Genomic DNA, 16,458 nt, shown 5'->3' with positions numbered 1-16,458 from the left:
GCGCTACTCCTCGCTACTCCGCAGCCGCACATTCCCGTCGTGTGCGGTGATGCGGCCACGTAACAGTGTGGTCGTGACCCGAGCGGGCAATGTCATCGACTCGTACGGAGTGTTATGCGCGACACTCGCCAGGTCGGGACCGTGGACCGTCCACTCGGCCGACGGATCGACCAATGTCAGGTTCGCGGGCTCCCCCACCTCGATGGGACGGCCCTGATCGTCGAGGCCCACGATTGCCGCGGGGCGCTCGCTCATGACCCGGGCAACACCGCGCCAGTCCAACAGGCCGGGCTGGACCATCGTCTGCACGATGATCGAGAGTGCGGTCTCGAGGCCGAGCATTCCAGGGCGAGCGGCTGCGAACTCGCAGCACTTGTCCTGCTCGGCGTGCGGAGCATGGTCGGTCGCGACGCAGTCGATGATTCCCTCGGCCAGACCCTTGCGCAGCGCGGCAACATCACTGGCCTCACGCAAGGGCGGGTTGACCTTGTTGATCGCGTCGTACGTCTCGAGCCGTGAATCGTCGAGGAGCAGGTGATGCGGGGTGACCTCGGCGGTGATCGAAATCCCTTGGCTGCGAGCCCACTTCACGAGTTCGACGGTTCCGGCGGTGGAGGCGTGGCAGATGTGAACGCGGGCGCCGGCGTCACGCGCGAGCAGTGCGTCGCGGGCCACGATCGATTCTTCGGCTGCGCGCGGCCATCCGGCCAGGCCGAGACGCGCGGCCGTGGGGCCCTCGTGGGCGACCGCACCGACGGTCAAACGCGGCTCTTCCGCGTGCTGGGCGATCAGGACGCCCAGTGAACTGGAGTATTCGAGCGCGCGACGCATGATCAGTGGGTCGTAGACGCAGTGGCCGTCGTCGGAGAACATCTTGACCTTGCCGACGCCTGCGGCCATGGTCGCCATCTCGGCGAGTTGTTTGCCTTCCAGGCCCGCTGTGACTGCGCCGACGGGGTGGACGTCGACGAGGCCGACTTCCTGCCCGCGTCGCCAGACGTGATCGGTGATGACCACCGAATCGGCGACGGGACTCGTGTTGGCCATCGCGAAGACCGCGGTGTATCCACCCAGAGCCGCTGCCGAGCTTCCGGTTTCGATGGTCTCGGTGTCTTCGCGGCCGGGCTCACGCAGATGTGTGTGCAGGTCCACGAAGCCGGGAAGCAGGATCTGCCCGCCGGCATCGATCACCTCGGATGCCGTGGCCGGATCGAGGTCCACGCCGATCTCGAGGATCGTGCCGTCGCCGACGAGTACGTCGGTGGGCTCACCTTCTCCGTAGATCAGGACTCCGCGGAGCAGGACACTCACGGGTGATTCTCCGTTCTCGTTTCTGGTCACAGCGCACCGTCCTCCGACCCGACCAGCAGTCGGAACAAGACAGCCATGCGCATGTGTACGCCGTTGGTAACCTGTTGCAGTACAGCAGTTTTGGAGGAATCGGCAACGGCGGATGCAATCTCCATGCCGCGCAGCATCGGGCCGGGGTGCAGGACCACCGCGTGATCGGCCAGCATCGCCAGCCGCTTCTCGGACAGGCCGTAGTTGATCGAGTACTCGCGCTGCGACGGGAAGAAGCCACCGTTCATGCGTTCGGCCTGAACCCGCAGCATCAGCACCGCGTCGAGTCCGGGCAGTTCGGCGTCGAGCGAATGCGAAACCGTGACCGGCCACGTGTGCGCACCGACCGGCAGCAGTGTCGGCGGCGCAACAAGAACAACCTCGGCACCGAGCATCGAGAGCAGCAGTGCGTTGGAGCGGGCGACACGGCTGTGCAGGATGTCGCCGACGATGGCGATCCGCTTGCCCTCGATGTCGCCGAGACGCTGGCGAAGGGTCAAAGCGTCGAGAAGCGCCTGAGTGGGGTGCTCGTGCGTGCCGTCACCTGCGTTGATGACTGCCGGGCCACCGTCGTCGGCCGCTCCGGTCCACTTTGCGATCTGGTGGGCGGCGCCCGAAGCCGGGTGGCGCACGATGAGTGCGTCGGCACCGGCCGCGCGCAGGGTCATCGCGGTATCGCGCAGGGATTCACCTTTGGACACCGAGGAACTGGATGCGCTGACATTGATGACGTCGGCACTCATCCATTTGCCTGCCACCTCGAAAGACACCCGGGTGCGCGTCGAGTTCTCGAAGAACACCGTCATGACCGTGCGTCCGCGCAGCGTCGGGAGCTTGCGTACCTCGCGTCCCAGAAGTGCCTGCTCGAACCGTTCTGCCTCGTCGAGAAGTTCTACCGCGGACTCACGATCGAGGTCCGCGATGGAAAGTAGGTGCTTCACGCGCTCTTACCCCCGGAGATGACTACCGCTTCCCTGCCGTCGTGCTCCTGGAGGAGAACCTTGACGTCCTCGGACCTCGCGGTCGGGACGTTCTTGCCGACGTAGTCGGCGCGCAGCGGGAGTTCGCGGTGACCACGATCCACGAGCACTGCGAGTTGGACCGCGCGGGGGCGGCCCAGATCGCGCAACGCGTCAAGTGCCGAGCGCACGGTGCGACCGGAGAAGAGGACGTCGTCCACGAGAACGACCAGCGCATTGTCGACGCCACCCTCGGGGACGGACGTGCGCTCGAGCGGGCGGTGCGGCTTGTTCCGGAGATCGTCGCGGTAGAGGGTGATGTCGAGAGATCCGATGGGAAGACGCACACCGGAGAATTCTTCGATCTTGGCGCGCAGTCGCGTGGCGAGGGTGGTTCCACGCGTCGGGATCCCGATCAGGACCACACGAGGGGCAGTTCCCTCGGGTCCGTCGAGTGCGGTCTTCTCGATGATCTCGTGAGCGATCCGCGCGATGGTCCGGCCCACATCCTGGGCGGACAACAATTCGCGGGTTTCGCTACCTGCCTCGGCACCGACCGGCGCCTTCGAGTTACCTGGACCTGCAAGATCGGATGGGCGAGACCCTTCGGGCACGCTCATGCAGCGACCTCCTTCTCCGCCTCACTGGACGGATCGTTAAAGGATGTCTGACGGTCCCCACCCTATCAGCCGACAGACCTGATCCCGCCGTGCGAGCAGCGACTCCGACCGGTTGTGTGCAGACACACAACGCGCTCGGTGACACTCGCACGGCGGTGGTGGAACAAAACTTGCTACTCGGTACCCGAATCCGATTCCTGCGCGCGCTGGGAGGTCGCGGCCGCAGCCGATCGAACCTGCGGCGCCACGAGAACGACCTGGCCGAGGATTCCGTTGACGAATCCCGGAGAGTCGTCCGTCGAGAGCTGCTTCGCGAGTTCGACGGCCTCGTCCACGGCGACAACCGGGGGAACGTCCGTCGCGTGGAAGAGCTCCCACACGGCGATACGCAGAATCGCACGGTCGACGGCGGGCAGACGCTCGAGCGTCCAGTCCTGCAGATGCGAGGAGATGACCTGATCGATCCGGTCCAGATTCTCCGCAACGCCGGACACCAACGTGACGGTGTAGGCCGCGACGGGTGCTACCGCGTCGTCCTTGACGGACAGATCGGAACGCTCCGACGCCAGTGCGACCGGATCGAGGTCACGTGCCTCGGCTTCGAAGAGGAAGTCGACGGCACGCTTGCGCGCCTTGTGGCGTGCACCGAGTTTCTTATGTGTGCCGGACACTCAGGAATTCACACGCCCGAGGTAGTTGCCGTCACGAGAATCGACCTTGAGCTTGTCACCGGTGTTGATGAAGAGCGGGACGTTGATCTCGGCACCGGTCTCGAGGGTCGCAGGCTTGGTGCCGCCGGTGGAGCGGTCGCCCTGCAGGCCCGGATCGGTGTGCTTGACGACGAGCTCGACGGTGACCGGAAGCTCGACGAAGAGGGGAACGTCTTCGTGGGTCGCGACCTGGACTGCCATGTTCTCGAGCAGGAAACGCGACTGGTCGCCGACGGTGGATTCGCTGATCGACACCTGGTCGTAGGTGTCGCCGTCCATGAAGATGTAGTCGCTGCCGTCGTGGTACAGGTACGTCATGTCACGACGGTCGACCGTGGCGGTCTCGACCTTCACACCGGCGTTGAACGTCTTGTCCACTACCTTGCCCGAGAGCACGTTCTTGAGCTTGGTGCGCACGAAGGCAGGGCCCTTGCCGGGCTTGACGTGCTGGAACTCGATGATCGTCCACAGCTGGCCTTCGATCTGCAGAACCAGACCATTCTTGAAATCACTGGTGGAAGCCACTTGCTTCGCGTCTCCTAGGGGTCGGGAAACCGTCTCAGACGACGGTAAGGTCTTTTGCGGTCAGTGTGAGCAGCTCTGGCCCCTGCTCACGAACAACGAGCGTGTCCTCGATCCGTACACCTCCGCGCCCGGAGAAGTACACGCCCGGCTCGACGGTCACCGCCGCGCCGGAAAGAAGTGTACCGGTGCCGAGCTTGCCGATCCCCGGTGCTTCGTGGATTTCGAGCCCCACACCGTGGCCGAGGCCGTGCAGGAACAACTCGCCGTAGCCTGCATCGTCGATCACCGCACGGGCGACGGCGTCGACTGCCGCACATTCGACACCCGGCGCGAGCGCGTCGCAACCGGCAGCTTGCGAACGCGCGACGAGCTCGTAGATCTCCCGTTGCCAATCGGAAACGGACTCGAGCACGTAGGTCCGTGTCATGTCCGAGTGGTACCCACCGACCTGGGCTCCGAAGTCGAGTTTGACGAAGTCACCCGACGCCAGGATCGCATCGGTCGGTCGGTGATGCGGAATCGCCGAGTTGGCGCCGGCCGCCACGATCGTCTCGAAGGAAATACCGTCCGACCCGTTGTCGAGCATCAGATTTTCCAGCTCGCGGCCGACCTCTCGTTCCGTTCGGCCAGGTCGCAGGCCACCGCGAGCGATCAACTGCGCCAACGCGACATCGGCTGCGGTGCACGCGGCTCGCAACAACTCCACCTCGTACTCGTCCTTGACCATGCGCAATTGTTCGACGAGTCCGCTCACCGGTTCGAACCGGATCTTCGGCGCTGCTTCGGTCCAAGCCCGATGTTCGGCGAACGTCGCCACATGTGACTCGAACGCGAGAACGGGCGCCGTGGACTTCTCGATCAAGTGCGCAGCACTCGAACGGGCGATTTCGGCCCGAAGGTCCGGCACCTGCTCTGACACCTGCGTCACGTAGCGGCCGTCGGTGCAGATCACCGTCTCACGCTCGTCGGACGCTGAATCCGATGCACTGACGACGAGCGCCGCATTGGAACCGGTGAAACCGGTGAGGTATCTGATGTTGAGGAGATCTGTGACGAGAATCGCGTCGAGTTCGCGCTCCGAGAGGAGACGTCTGAGGGATTCACGGCGTGTTCTGAAGTCGACCGGCATCCCTCGAACCTACCGCCCGCGCAGACCTGCCGATCAACTCGAAACTCGCGGTTACAGCAATAAGTGTGGGTTAGGCCACAAGGTGTAATGGGTTCTAGTTAGGCTGTACCCATGAATGCGTGGTTGGTACGTGGCCTCGGCATGGCCCTGATACATGTTGTGTTTCGTGCGTTGCTCGGTGCAGCGATCGCACAGTGGCCACTTCAGGGGTCCACCCTGCGCTGGCTGTCCCTGTTGATCGTCATCGTCTTCGCCGCGATCTGGGGTGGTATCGACGGCATTCGTGACCGCCGGAATTTCCCCGAACCCGAGGACGGCGCCGATCTGACCATGCTGTGGCTCAAGGCCGCATTGGTCGGCGGGTTCGTCGCCGGCGCTGCCAGCTGGGCACTCAGCCTGGTCCCCTCCCTCGAACTCACCCAGCAGGGCTTGTTCTTCGAGGTGACCTCCGGTGCGGCGTTCACGATCCTTCTCATCTTCGTCCCCGCCATGATCGCCATCACCGTCGGACGCTTCTTCGTCAGCCGTGAACAGCGCAAGAACGGAACAGCTCCGCAGACCCCGTCCCACGAGCGTCACCACGAACCGGTGCCCGTCAGCGAGGGCTACGACTCCCCCACCGAGCAGCACGCATACAGCGGAGCCGCGATGTCCGTCGAGGAATCCGACGCCGATACCGCGGTCTTCCCGGCGATCGATCTGGGCAAGCGCGAGCAGTAACGCCCACCGTCCACACAACCGAATGCGGCCCCGAGGATATTTTCCTCGGGGCCGCATTCGTGTGGCTGTTTTTTCGACTTCCCTCGTTCAGCCTCGCTCGGCGAGGAACCTGATCGCCAGCGGATACGCGGCGACGCCGAGTCCGACGATCACTCCGGTCACAATCGGACTCAGGTAGGAGTGGTGCCGAAACTCTTCTCGCGCATGAACGTTCGAGATGTGTACCTCGACGAGACCTGCGGTCAGTTCGGCGCATGCATCTCGCAGGACCACCGACGTGTGCGTCAAGCCACCGGCATTGAGGATCACCGGTTCCCCCGCGTCCGCCGCGTCGTGGATCCAACCGAGCAGATCGCCTTCGTGATCGCTCTGACGGACGATCACCTCGACACCGAGCTCCTTGCCTGCCGCGACGCACAATTCGATCAGATCGTCGTGTGTGGTCGCGCCGTAGACCTCGGGCTGACGCTTACCCAGACGCCCCAGATTGGGTCCGTTGACGACGTTGATCCTCACAGCAGGACCGTTCCGCCGGCCGGCCGCGCATCGCGGGCAATCGCGGAGTACGCCGCAACCAGCAGACTCGGATCCGGCCCCTCGAGGCGACCCGGCTTGGCCAGTCCGTCGAGGACCACGAAACGCAGCAGCCCGGCACGGTTCTTCTTGTCGGTCTGCATTCCCTTCATCAGATCGCCGAACGCATCACCGTCGTACGACGTCGGCAGCCCGACGAGATCGAGGATCGACTTGTGACGATCCGCGGTGGCGTCGTCGAGTCGGCCCGCGAGCCGTCCGAGTTCGGCAGCGAAGACCAGGCCGACGGAGACAGCGGCACCGTGGCGCCACTTGTAGCGCTCACGACGTTCGATCGCGTGGCCGAGGGTGTGGCCGTAGTTGAGGATTTCGCGCAGATCCGACTCGCGCAGATCCGCGGCCACGACCTTGGCCTTGACCTCTACGGAGCGCCGAATCAACTCGGGCAGAACAGTTCCCGACGGATCGAGAGCTGCCTTGGGATCGGCTTCGATGAGATCCAGGATCACCGGGTCGGCGATGAATCCGGTCTTGATGACCTCGGCCATGCCGGCAACGATCTCGTTGTGCGGCACAGTCTCGAGCGTCGCGAGATCGATGAACACCGCTCCCGGCTCGTGGAACGAACCGACGAGGTTCTTGCCCGCTTCGGTGTTGATACCGGTCTTGCCGCCCACTGCTGCGTCGACCATCGCGAGCAAGGTGGTGGGGACGTGAACTACCTTGACACCGCGCATCCACGTAGCCGCGACGAAGCCGGTGAGGTCGGTCGCCGCTCCCCCGCCCAAACTCATGATCGCGTCGCTGCGAGTCAGGCCGATCCGGCCGAGCACGTCCCAGCAGAAGCCCGCCACAGCAAGATCCTTGCCGTCCTCGGCATCGGGGATCTCGATACGGTGGGCGTCGATTCCCTTCTCCGCCAACGCAGCCCGTACGGCCTCCGCGGTCTCTGCCAGCGGCGGCTGATGGAAGATCGCGACAGTGCGCGCGCCGTCGAACTCGGCAACGAGATCACCGAGCAGGCCGCGGCCGATCACGACCGGGTAAGGACTTGCGGTCTTCACCTCTACACGTACGGGTTCGGTCACTGCTCCACTACTCCGCTCCGGTTGTTCATTTGTCTTGAAGTTTCGACACCAGTTGCCCGACGACACGCGCCGGACTTCGGCCGTCGGTCCGAATCCGAATCGTGGCCGAACGCCGGTACAGCGGACGACGACGCCTCATCAACTCCTGGTACTTGACCTTGGGATCTCCGCCGGCCAGCAGCGGGCGATGATTGTTCGCCCCCGTGCGGCGAAGCCCTTCGGCGACACTGATCTCGAGGTAGATGACCGTGTGCCCCTGGAGCAGTTCGCGCGTGCGATCGGAGAGGATCGCACCACCGCCGAGCGAGACGATTCCGTCGGTGGCCTGCAACGCTTCGCGAACCACCGATTCCTCGATCTCACGAAACCGAGGCTCTCCGTCATGGGTGAAGATCTCCGGGATCGTCCTACCCGTGGTCCGTTCGATCTCGGCGTCGGTATCGACCAATTCGAGTTCGAGTGCCTGCGCGAGACGTCGACCGATGGTCGATTTGCCGGCACCGGGCGGACCGATGAGTACAGCCTTCGGCTTCATCGATACGTGAGTCCTATCGAGGCGGTCGGGCTGCGATGCCCTCGGCGTAACGACGGTAGTTGGCAGTGGTTTCAGCAATGGAATCACCACCGAACTTTTCGAGTGCAGCCTGAGCCACGACAAGCGCGACCATCGACTCGGCGACGACGCCGGCGGCCGGAACCGCGCACACGTCGCTGCGCTGGTGGATGGCAACCGCTTCCTCGCCGCTCTCCATGTCGACCGTCGCCAGAGCGCGCGGAACCGTCGAGATCGGCTTCATCGCGGCGCGAACTCGAAGAGCCTCACCATTGGTCATGCCACCTTCGATTCCGCCTGCGCGGTTCGTGGAGCGCACGATGCCGTCCGGGCCCGGGCGGATTTCGTCGTGAGCTTCGCTGCCACGACGTCGCGCGGTCTCGAAGCCGTCACCGACCTCAACGCCCTTGATGGCCTGAATTCCCATGAGAGCAGCAGCAAGTCGTGAATCGAGACGCTCGGCGCCGCTGACGAAGGTGCCGAGTCCGACCGGCAGGCCGTGGATGACGACCTCCACGACGCCACCGAGGGTGTCGCCGTCCTTCTTCGCCGATTCGATTTCGGCGATCATCGACTCTTCTGCAGCCTTGTCGAATGCGCGGACCGGGCTCGCATCGATCGCGTCGAGATCCTTGCCCGCCGGCACGGGGCCGACGTACGGCTCGGAAGCACCGATGGAAATAACGTGTGAAACGACCTCGGCACCGAATACTTGACGCAGGAAGGACCGTGCGACGGTTCCAGCGGCTACGCGGGCCGCGGTCTCGCGAGCGCTGGCGCGCTCGAGGACGGGACGCGCGTCGTTGAAGCCGTACTTGAGCATGCCGCTGTAATCGGCGTGTCCGGGACGCGGGCGCGTCAACGGGGCATTGCGAGCCTGATCGGCGAGCAGGTCCGGGTCGACCGGGTCGGCGGACATGATGGTTTCCCACTTGGGCCACTCGGTGTTGCCGATCTCGATGGCCACGGGGCCACCGAGCGTAAATCCGTGGCGGACACCGCCGATGATGGTGACCTTGTCGGCCTCGAACTTCATCCGTGCGCCACGGCCGTAACCGAGTCGACGACGGGCAAGTTCGGACGAGATGGCCTCAGAGGTCACTTCGACCCCCGCGACCATGCCCTCGAGCATCGCGACGAGGGCGGGACCATGGGATTCTCCGGCAGTTATCCAACGCAGCACGCCGACCATCTTTCCACGTCGCAGACCTCAGTTGTCACAGTGGTCCTCCCGGTGAACACAGATGGCCCACACGCACGAGGCGTGTGGGCCATCTCAGAGGTACCTGTGGGTCTAGAACAGGCGGAATCCTCCACCGTTTGCGTTGATGTCAGCCAAACCGATGTTGATGTCCGCCGAGTTGTCGGGAGCGTGGAACGGCGGCGGAAGCGGCTCGAAGCAGTACGGCGGGTAGCCGTTGCTGATCAAGCCCACCAGGCGGTCACCGACGACGAGCGGTCCACCGGAATCACCGGGAATCGAGCACGTGTGCTCGACGATCTCACCGTAGACGGAGTCGTAGCCCCAGGTGATACCGCACGTGTTGCCGGTCGAACGGCCTTCCTTGCACACGATCGTGCCCGGTGCCGGCGGGGCGCCGATTCCGTTGATCGTCGTGCCGCCGACGGTACGCAGCGGAGCTACCTTGGCGTCGTCGAGATCGATCACGGCGATGTCCGAGACCGGGCTCGAGTAAGAGAACCGACCGATGGGTCCGGCCTCGGGCAGGTACTCGGCGAACACCCGGTCCCCGACAACTCCGCAGTGTCCGGCGGTGAGTGCCACGAGAGAACCGGCGTTGTCGTAGCCGACCGCGGTCAACGTGCATGCTGCAACTCGGTCAGGATCGGAGTGATCCACGTCCGGCAGCAGGATTCCTGAGCCCCCGCCCAGTGCCACCGATGAAGGTGCAGGCGCGGCGCCGGCGACGCCCGCTCCTGCAGCCACAGCCGCCAAACAGGCTGCCGCAGCGACGAAAAGCCTTGTGCGCATAGGTTCCCCCGATAATCGAGTGCGAAACGAGATTCGTTTTGTCCCATTTCCGAAACCTCAGTGAACGTCAGGGTGTGGACATTCGGCAAGTCCGACTCGCCGCATACTGGGACCGCGCGCTGGCAATACCCGCATTTATGAAACCGACGGTTACGTCTTTCCTGCAGTTCACCGTCCGTCGTTGAACGGTCAATAACGCCAGACTTCTCGCGGATGTTGCACTCGTCACGTCAGCCAGGCAAACGCAATCGAACCGCAGGCTGCCAGGCACATCGAGGGTCCGTGCGCAATGGGCGAATTATGGGCTACCGGCCCTTGTCTTCGCAGTTCGAGCGCGGTGCCCAGCGTTGCGGTGAGCACCGACGCAGACACCAACGACCACAGCCAGGCGTCCGCTCCCACCAATCCGGTCACGGCGCCCAGAGGAAGCGAGAGCTTCACATCGCCGACGCCCATGGAACCAGGCGACATCACGTGCGCCAGGAGGTGGATTCCGGCGAGCAGTGCCGACCCCACCACCGCCACCCACACCGTTCCCGACACCGTCGCGTAGACCATCACGACGGCGTAGCCCGGCAGCGTGAAACTGTTGGGCAGCCGACGCACAGCCAGGTCGACAGTCGAGATCGCGACGCACCACCACACCACGGCGAGACCGGAAAATAACTGCACCACCGAGGTATTCAGCGCACCGACGACAACCCAGCCTGTTGCGACGGCGCACTGCGGCACACAACAGAAAGTCACGACTGGTCGATAACCGTGTCGCCGCAACCAATTGTCGACGATCGCCCGAGCTCCGAAGCCAGCGACTACCCCCGAGCCTGCCAAGACCATCAACGTCCACATGGTTTCGAGCTTGGCGTCTGGCGTTCACCAGCGGCAGACTACGAATCGTCTTGTGGACTACCTCGACACTGTGAACAGACCTAAGCGATAGCGGCTGCCATCGCCTCTCGCGGAGCGGGCTTGCCCGTGAACTGCTCTACCTGCCCGAAGGCCTGATTGAGCAACATCTCGAGGCCACCGATCACCGTGCCATCGGCCGCCTCGACAACCGAAGCAAGTGGCGTCGGCCAGGGGTTGTAGATCGCGTCGAGGACAAATCGCGCCTTCCCCAATTGCTGGGCAAAGGGCGCTGCCGCTTCCGCGGGAACGGTACTGACCAAGACCGAGGATTCGGCGCAGATCCCTCCTAGCCGTGCGTCGTCGAAGGCGACCAGATCAATGTCCAACCCGACAGCACCGCCGCATTCGATGGCACCGGATGCGCGCCCCGGATCACGCGCGACCACGGTGACCGTCCGAACTCCCATGTCGGCCAACGCGACCAATGCCGGCCGCGCGGTGCCGCCCGCGCCGACAACTACCGCCGAAGTGCCGCTGAGATCGCCGACACCGCCGGCGATCAACGCACCGCTGACTCCGTCGACGTCCGTGCAGTCGGCACGCCAACCGCCGTCGATGCGAACCAGGGTGTTGGCCGAGCCGATGGTCACCGCTCGCGGTGTGCGTTCGGTGGCATATTCGAGTGCTGCGATCTTGCCCGGCATCGTCACCGAGAGGCCGATCCATTCGGGGCCGAGTGAGTCGACGAGGGCAGGCAACTGCTCGCCGGTGCATTCGATCCGCTCGTAGGTCCAATCGCTCAGCCCCAAAGCCGCGTACGCCGCAAGATGCAGCAACGGGGACTTCGAGTGAGCGATCGGGCTTCCGAGAACTGCCGCCTTACGTGGCGTCGCGAGCGAAGTCGCGGTACTACCGTCCACTGTCGAGAATCCCACTTTGCTGTGCCAGTTCGATGTTGGCCAAATGCTCCTCGTAGCTCTTGGTGAAGAGCGTCTGGCCTTCCTTGTTGATCGTGACGAAGTACAACCAGTCACCGGCCGCCGGCGATTCCACGGCCTTCAGCGCGTCGATGCTCGGCGCAGCGATGGGCGTTGCAGGCAGACCCGGCATTGCGTACGTGTTCCACGGCGTGACGCGCTCACGGTCGGCATCCGTGGTTGCGACCTCGGTGGTGTCGAGTGAGTAGTTGACCGTGGAGTCGAACTGCAGAGGCTGATCGACTGCGAGTCGGTTGACGATCACCCGCGCGACCTTGGCCATGTCAGCGGGCAACGCCTCACGCTCGACCAGCGACGCTGCCACCAACAACTGGTACGGAGACATTCCGACCCCGCTGCCGGCTGTCAGAATTCCCGTGGCCTCGTACTTGGCGGCGCTACCCTCGACCAACGACCGCAGGATCTCGGTGGGCGTCGCAGTGGGATCGAAATCCCAACTGCTGGCGGCGATCAGGCCTTCGAGCTGACGGTCCTTGTCCGGCACGCTCTTGACCGACGACATCGCCCATTCGGGCACGCCGAGCGAAGCCAGATCGGAAGATGCTCCCGCAGTGTTCAATTCGTCTGTCGAGACACATTTCTGAGCGGAAACCGGGCCTACACAACTCGCCTCGGAAATGAGGTTGTAGATGCCCTTCTTGAGTGAGCCCGTCTGCGCGTCCGAACTGTCGTGCAGCTGACGCCCCTCGGCGATGACAACACTGCCGACTCGGGAGTCCGGGGCAACCAAGGTGTCGAGTGCGCTCGCGGCGCTACTCTGCACCGGCACCTGGTAGAAGCCGGGTTGCACCTTCTGGATCTCCGACGGATTGGCGATCGCCGCGTTGTAGAAAGCAGCGGAACTCGCGACGACGTTTTTCGCCTCGAGCGTCGCACCGATCTCCGATGCAGTTTCTCCACTGTTGATCTGGATGACCACGGGTGCGCCGCCGGGGCCGGCAAAATCCTCCGCGGTCTTGTTGCGATCCATGTACCAGAGAGCGCCGTATGCACCGACACCGAGGACTGCGATCACCAACACCAGCAGGGCGAGAACGCCGACCTTCTTGCCACGCTTGGCGCGCTTGTTGCGCGCTTCGCGTTGCTTGCGTGCCTCGGCTCGCGACATATGCGGCGGATCGATGTTCTGCGGCAGTGCACGCATGACCATGGTCTCGTCGTTGTCGAAGTCGAACGAACTGGTGGGCCGGCTTCCGCCGCCCTCATCCCACCGCGCGTTCACAGATCGCCCTCCAGTGCAGCGTCCTTCGACGACTCCCCTGGTTTCACAGCTCTACTCCGCTCGTCCAGCCAGCCTTGCAGGATTTCCACCGCCGCAGCCTGATCGATCATCGGTCGCTGGCCGCGTGCCTTGACTCCACTTTCGCGGAGATTGCGCGCAGCCGTGACGGTCGTCAGTCGTTCGTCGGACAGTCTCACCGGAATCGGTTCGACGGCCCGCTGCAGTCGTTTGGCGAATGCAGTCGCGATACCGGCGGCTTTACCTTGCTCACCGCGCAGCGTCTGTGGCAGTCCGACGATAACCTCAACGGCCTCGTATTCGGACACGATGGCGATAATGCGCCGGATATCCGGCGCGTCGGGCCCACGCTCCTTCGAGCGTGGAACCGTTTCCACCGGTGTCGCGAGGATGCCGTCGGGGTCGCTGGACGCGACGCCGATGCGAACACTGCCCACGTCGATGGCGATGCGCCGCCCGCGACCAGGGTCGTCGATGCCGGGGCGATCGGGACCCTGCTGCGTAGCCACCACCGTCAGCTGCCGCCCGCCAGCTCTCCGACTCTGTCCCGGATCGCATCGAGCGCCGCCGGGATTCCTGCGGAGTCCGAACCCGAACCCTGGGCCATGTCGGGCTTTCCGCCGCCGCGGCCACCGATCTTGGGACCGAACGACGCGACCAGCTCACCGGCCTTCACACCGAGACCTTGAGCTGCCTTGCTCGAGGCGACCACGAACGGAACCTTGCCGTCGACATCACCGAGCAGAGCTACGACGGCAGGTTCGGAGCCGAGGCGACCCTTGATGTCCGTGACGAGGCTGCGCAGGTCGTTTCCGCCGACTCCGGCGGGAGCAGGCTCGGCGATGACGAGGACACTGCCGATGCGCTTGGCCTTGGCGACGTACTCGCCTGCCGACGCCAGCACAGCCTTGGCCTTGGTCTGCTCGAGTTCCTTCTCGGCCACCTTGAGTCGCTCGACGAGCGCCTCGACGCGGGCGGGCACCTCTTCCGAAGGAACCTTCAGCGAGGAGGAGAGTCCGGCCAGGAGCGCGCGTTCCTTGGCGAGGTAGCGGTAGGAGTCCAAACCGACGTACGCCTCGACGCGTCGGATTCCGGAGCCGACCGACTGCTCACCGAGCAGCGTTACCTGACCGATCTGTGCGGAGCTTCCGACGTGAGTGCCACCGCACAGTTCCATCGAGAACGGGCCGCCGATTTCGACGACACGAACCTCGTCGCCGTAGTTCTCACCGAAGAGTGCCATCGCACCCATCGCCTTGGCCTTGTCGAGATCCGTGACAAATGTGTTGACCGCGTAGTTCGACGCCACGGCTTCGTTGGTGAGTGCCTCGATGTCCTGCTTCTGGGAGTCGGACAGCGCGCCCTGCCACGAGAAGTCGAAGCGGAGGTAACCCGGCTTGTTGAGCGAGCCCGCCTGAACGGCGTTGGGGCCGAGCACCTGACGCAGCGCCGCGTGCACCATGTGGGTACCGGAGTGCCCCTGGGTTGCACCCTTGCGCCACTCGGCGTCGACGTGCGCGAGCACGACGTCGCCCTCGGTGATCTCACCCTTCTGCACCGTCACCTTGTGCGTCCAGACTTTCTTGGCGATCTTCTGCACATCGTTGACCTTGGCTTCGAGGCCCGGAGCGGTGAGCGAACCGATGTCGGCGATCTGTCCACCGGACTCTGCGTAGAGAGGGCTTCGGTCGAGGATGACCTCGACGTTCTGACCGGCCTTCGCGACCGGGACACGGACGCCGTCGACGATCAGTGCGAGGACGTGAGCCTCGGAGACGAGCTCGTCGAAACCGGTGAACTCGGTGGCTCCTCGGTCGAGCAGTTCCTTGTAGACCGTGAGGTCGGCATGGGCGTGCTTGCGCGCTTGAGCGTCGTCCTTGGCGCGCTTGCGCTGCTCGGCCATGAGCGCGCGGAAGCCGTCCTCGTCCACGGTGAGACCGGCCTCGGACGCCATCTCGAGCGTGAGATCGATCGGGAAGCCGTAGGTGTCGTGCAGTGCAAATGCCTGATCGCCGGCGATGACCGACTTTCCGGACGACTTGACCGTCTCGGCAGCATTCTCGAACAGAGCAGAACCCGAAGCCAGCGTCTTGAGGAACGCGGTCTCCTCGCCGACGGCAACGTTCTCGATGCGCGTGAAGTCGGTTTCCAAAACCGGGTACGACGGCGCCATCGTGTCGCGGACGACGACCATGAACTCGCGCATGGTGGGCTGCTCGCTGCCGAGCAGTTTGGCCGAACGCACGATGCGACGCAGCAACCGGCGCAGGACGTAGCCGCGGCCGTAGTTGCCGGGGTTCACACCGTCGGCGATCAACATCGCTGCGGTGCGTGCGTGGTCGGCGATGACGCGGAAACGGACGTCTGAAGTGTGGTCGGTCCCGTAGACACTGCCGGTCAGTTCGGCGGCCTTGTCGATGACGGGGCGGAGAAGATCTGTCTCGTAGACGTTTTCGACGCCCTGCAGGAGGAACGCAACGCGCTCGACGCCCATGCCGGTGTCGATGTTCTTCTTCGGCAACGGTCCGAGGATCGGGTAGTCGCCCTTGTTGGTGCCCTCGCCGCGCTCGTTCTGCATGAACACGAGGTTCCATATCTCGATGTAGCGATCCTCGTCGGCTTCGGGGCCACCCTCGACGCCGTATTCGGCGCCGCGGTCGTAGAAGATCTCCGAGCAGGGACCGCACGGCCCGGGAATGCCCATGGACCAGTAGTTGTCCTTCATGCCGCGGCGCTGGATGCGCTCTTCGGGCACTCCTACCTCGTCGCGCCAGATCGAGAACGCTTCGTCGTCGTCGAGGTAGACGGTGGCCCACAGGCGCGTGGGATCGATGCCGTATCCGCCGTCCTCGACCGAACCTGTCAGCAACTGCCAGGCGTGGGAGATGGCTTCCTTCTTGAAGTAGTCACCGAAGGAGAAGTTGCCCGCCATCTGGAAGAAGGTGTTGTGGCGGGTGGTGATGCCGACCTCTTCGATGTCCAGGGTGCGGACGCACTTCTGCACGGACGTCGCCCGTGAGTAGGACGGCGTCTGCTGCCCGAGGAAGAACGGCACGAACGGAACCATGCCCGCGTTGACGAACAGAAGGTTCGGGTCGTCGAGAATCAGCGAGGCGCTGGGCACCTCGGTGTGGCCGGCCTTGACGAAGTGGTCGAGGAATCGCCTGCGGATCTCGTGGGTTTGCACTAACCGGTCCTT

The 16,458-nt window shown here is 64.3% G+C and carries 17 protein-coding genes; 1 reads left to right on the top strand and 16 read right to left on the bottom strand.

What is annotated here, in order from left to right; translation table 11 throughout:
* Positions 1-3: 3 nt before the first annotated feature.
* From GN300_RS25125 to GN300_RS25100, 6 genes are all read right to left on the bottom strand, one after another.
* Positions 4-1,341, bottom strand: coding sequence for a dihydroorotase (locus GN300_RS25125; RefSeq protein ID WP_007728012.1), 1,338 nt, complete (start codon positions 1,339-1,341; stop codon positions 4-6).
* Positions 1,338-2,282, bottom strand: a complete 945-nt coding sequence (locus GN300_RS25120; protein ID WP_003944883.1) for an aspartate carbamoyltransferase catalytic subunit — start codon at positions 2,280-2,282, stop codon at positions 1,338-1,340. Before GN300_RS25120 ends, GN300_RS25125 begins: the two co-directional genes overlap by 4 nt.
* Positions 2,279-2,920, bottom strand: a complete 642-nt coding sequence (gene pyrR / locus GN300_RS25115; RefSeq protein WP_003944977.1) for a bifunctional pyr operon transcriptional regulator/uracil phosphoribosyltransferase PyrR — start codon at positions 2,918-2,920, stop codon at positions 2,279-2,281. The genes GN300_RS25120 and pyrR overlap by 4 nt, the downstream gene beginning before the upstream one ends.
* Positions 2,921-3,093: 173 nt before the next feature.
* Positions 3,094-3,591, bottom strand: a complete 498-nt coding sequence (gene nusB, locus GN300_RS25110; protein ID WP_007728014.1) for a transcription antitermination factor NusB — start codon at positions 3,589-3,591, stop codon at positions 3,094-3,096.
* Entirely contained in the window at positions 3,592-4,155 is a 564-nt protein-coding gene (efp, locus tag GN300_RS25105) for an elongation factor P (RefSeq protein WP_003944958.1), read from the bottom strand.
* Between the two features lie 34 nt (positions 4,156-4,189).
* Positions 4,190-5,284, bottom strand: coding sequence for a Xaa-Pro peptidase family protein (locus GN300_RS25100; protein ID WP_063316423.1), 1,095 nt, complete (start codon positions 5,282-5,284; stop codon positions 4,190-4,192).
* 111 nt (positions 5,285-5,395) lie between these two features.
* On the opposite strand from GN300_RS25100, the gene GN300_RS25095 reads away from it, so the two are divergent.
* On the top strand, positions 5,396-6,004 hold the full coding sequence (locus GN300_RS25095) for a B-4DMT family transporter (protein ID WP_019748369.1): 609 nt from the start codon (positions 5,396-5,398) through the stop codon (positions 6,002-6,004).
* Between the two features lie 87 nt (positions 6,005-6,091).
* Here GN300_RS25095 and aroQ read toward each other — a convergent pair whose 3' ends face one another.
* The 10 genes from aroQ to alaS form a co-directional block, all read right to left on the bottom strand.
* Positions 6,092-6,520 (bottom strand): type II 3-dehydroquinate dehydratase, encoded by a 429-nt coding sequence (gene aroQ, locus GN300_RS25090; RefSeq protein WP_063316424.1) that lies wholly within the window; start codon positions 6,518-6,520, stop codon positions 6,092-6,094.
* Positions 6,517-7,626, bottom strand: a complete 1,110-nt coding sequence (aroB, locus tag GN300_RS25085; protein WP_003944873.1) for a 3-dehydroquinate synthase — start codon at positions 7,624-7,626, stop codon at positions 6,517-6,519. Before aroB ends, aroQ begins: the two co-directional genes overlap by 4 nt.
* A 25-nt stretch (positions 7,627-7,651) precedes the next feature.
* Positions 7,652-8,161: a shikimate kinase gene (locus tag GN300_RS25080; protein WP_030536425.1), complete on the bottom strand. Its 510-nt coding sequence runs from the start codon at positions 8,159-8,161 to the stop codon at positions 7,652-7,654.
* Positions 8,162-8,174: 13 nt separating this feature from the next.
* Positions 8,175-9,362, bottom strand: a complete 1,188-nt coding sequence (gene aroC, locus GN300_RS25075; RefSeq protein ID WP_063316721.1) for a chorismate synthase — start codon at positions 9,360-9,362, stop codon at positions 8,175-8,177.
* 111 nt (positions 9,363-9,473) lie between these two features.
* Positions 9,474-10,172, bottom strand: a complete 699-nt coding sequence (locus tag GN300_RS25070; protein ID WP_007728030.1) for a S1 family peptidase — start codon at positions 10,170-10,172, stop codon at positions 9,474-9,476.
* Between the two features lie 225 nt (positions 10,173-10,397).
* Positions 10,398-10,919, bottom strand: a complete 522-nt coding sequence (locus GN300_RS25065; protein ID WP_233405699.1) for an A24 family peptidase — start codon at positions 10,917-10,919, stop codon at positions 10,398-10,400.
* A gap of 182 nt (positions 10,920-11,101) precedes the next feature.
* Complete coding sequence (locus GN300_RS25060; RefSeq protein ID WP_003944839.1) at positions 11,102-11,941, bottom strand: shikimate dehydrogenase; 840 nt, start codon at positions 11,939-11,941, stop codon at positions 11,102-11,104.
* Positions 11,931-13,241: an endolytic transglycosylase MltG gene (gene mltG / locus GN300_RS25055; protein ID WP_063316426.1), complete on the bottom strand. Its 1,311-nt coding sequence runs from the start codon at positions 13,239-13,241 to the stop codon at positions 11,931-11,933. Before mltG ends, GN300_RS25060 begins: the two co-directional genes overlap by 11 nt.
* Entirely contained in the window at positions 13,238-13,771 is a 534-nt protein-coding gene (ruvX, locus tag GN300_RS25050; protein ID WP_003944838.1) for a Holliday junction resolvase RuvX, read from the bottom strand. Before ruvX ends, mltG begins: the two co-directional genes overlap by 4 nt.
* A gap of 2 nt (positions 13,772-13,773) precedes the next feature.
* Positions 13,774-16,446, bottom strand: coding sequence for an alanine--tRNA ligase (gene alaS / locus GN300_RS25045; protein ID WP_063316427.1), 2,673 nt, complete (start codon positions 16,444-16,446; stop codon positions 13,774-13,776).
* Between the last annotated feature and the right edge of the window lie 12 nt (positions 16,447-16,458).

This window comes from Rhodococcus sp. Ni2, from assembly GCF_021352185.1.
Classification (GTDB): Bacteria; Actinomycetota; Actinomycetes; order Mycobacteriales; family Mycobacteriaceae; genus Rhodococcus_F; species Rhodococcus_F qingshengii.
This window is presented reverse-complemented; position numbering and strand designations above follow the sequence as displayed.

Bases quoted from the DNA above. Each gene is read 5' to 3' on its own strand.
- pyrR (WP_003944977.1), bottom strand. From the start codon at position 2,920: ATGAGCGTGCCCGAAGGGTCTCGCCCATCCGATCTTGCAGGTCCAGGT.
- GN300_RS25100 (WP_063316423.1), bottom strand. From the start codon at position 5,284: ATGCCGGTCGACTTCAGAACACGCCGTGAATCCCTCAGACGTCTCCTC.
- GN300_RS25095 (WP_019748369.1), top strand. From the start codon at position 5,396: ATGAATGCGTGGTTGGTACGTGGCCTCGGCATGGCCCTGATACATGTT.
- GN300_RS25080 (WP_030536425.1), bottom strand. From the start codon at position 8,161: ATGAAGCCGAAGGCTGTACTCATCGGTCCGCCCGGTGCCGGCAAATCG.
- GN300_RS25070 (WP_007728030.1), bottom strand. From the start codon at position 10,172: ATGCGCACAAGGCTTTTCGTCGCTGCGGCAGCCTGTTTGGCGGCTGTG.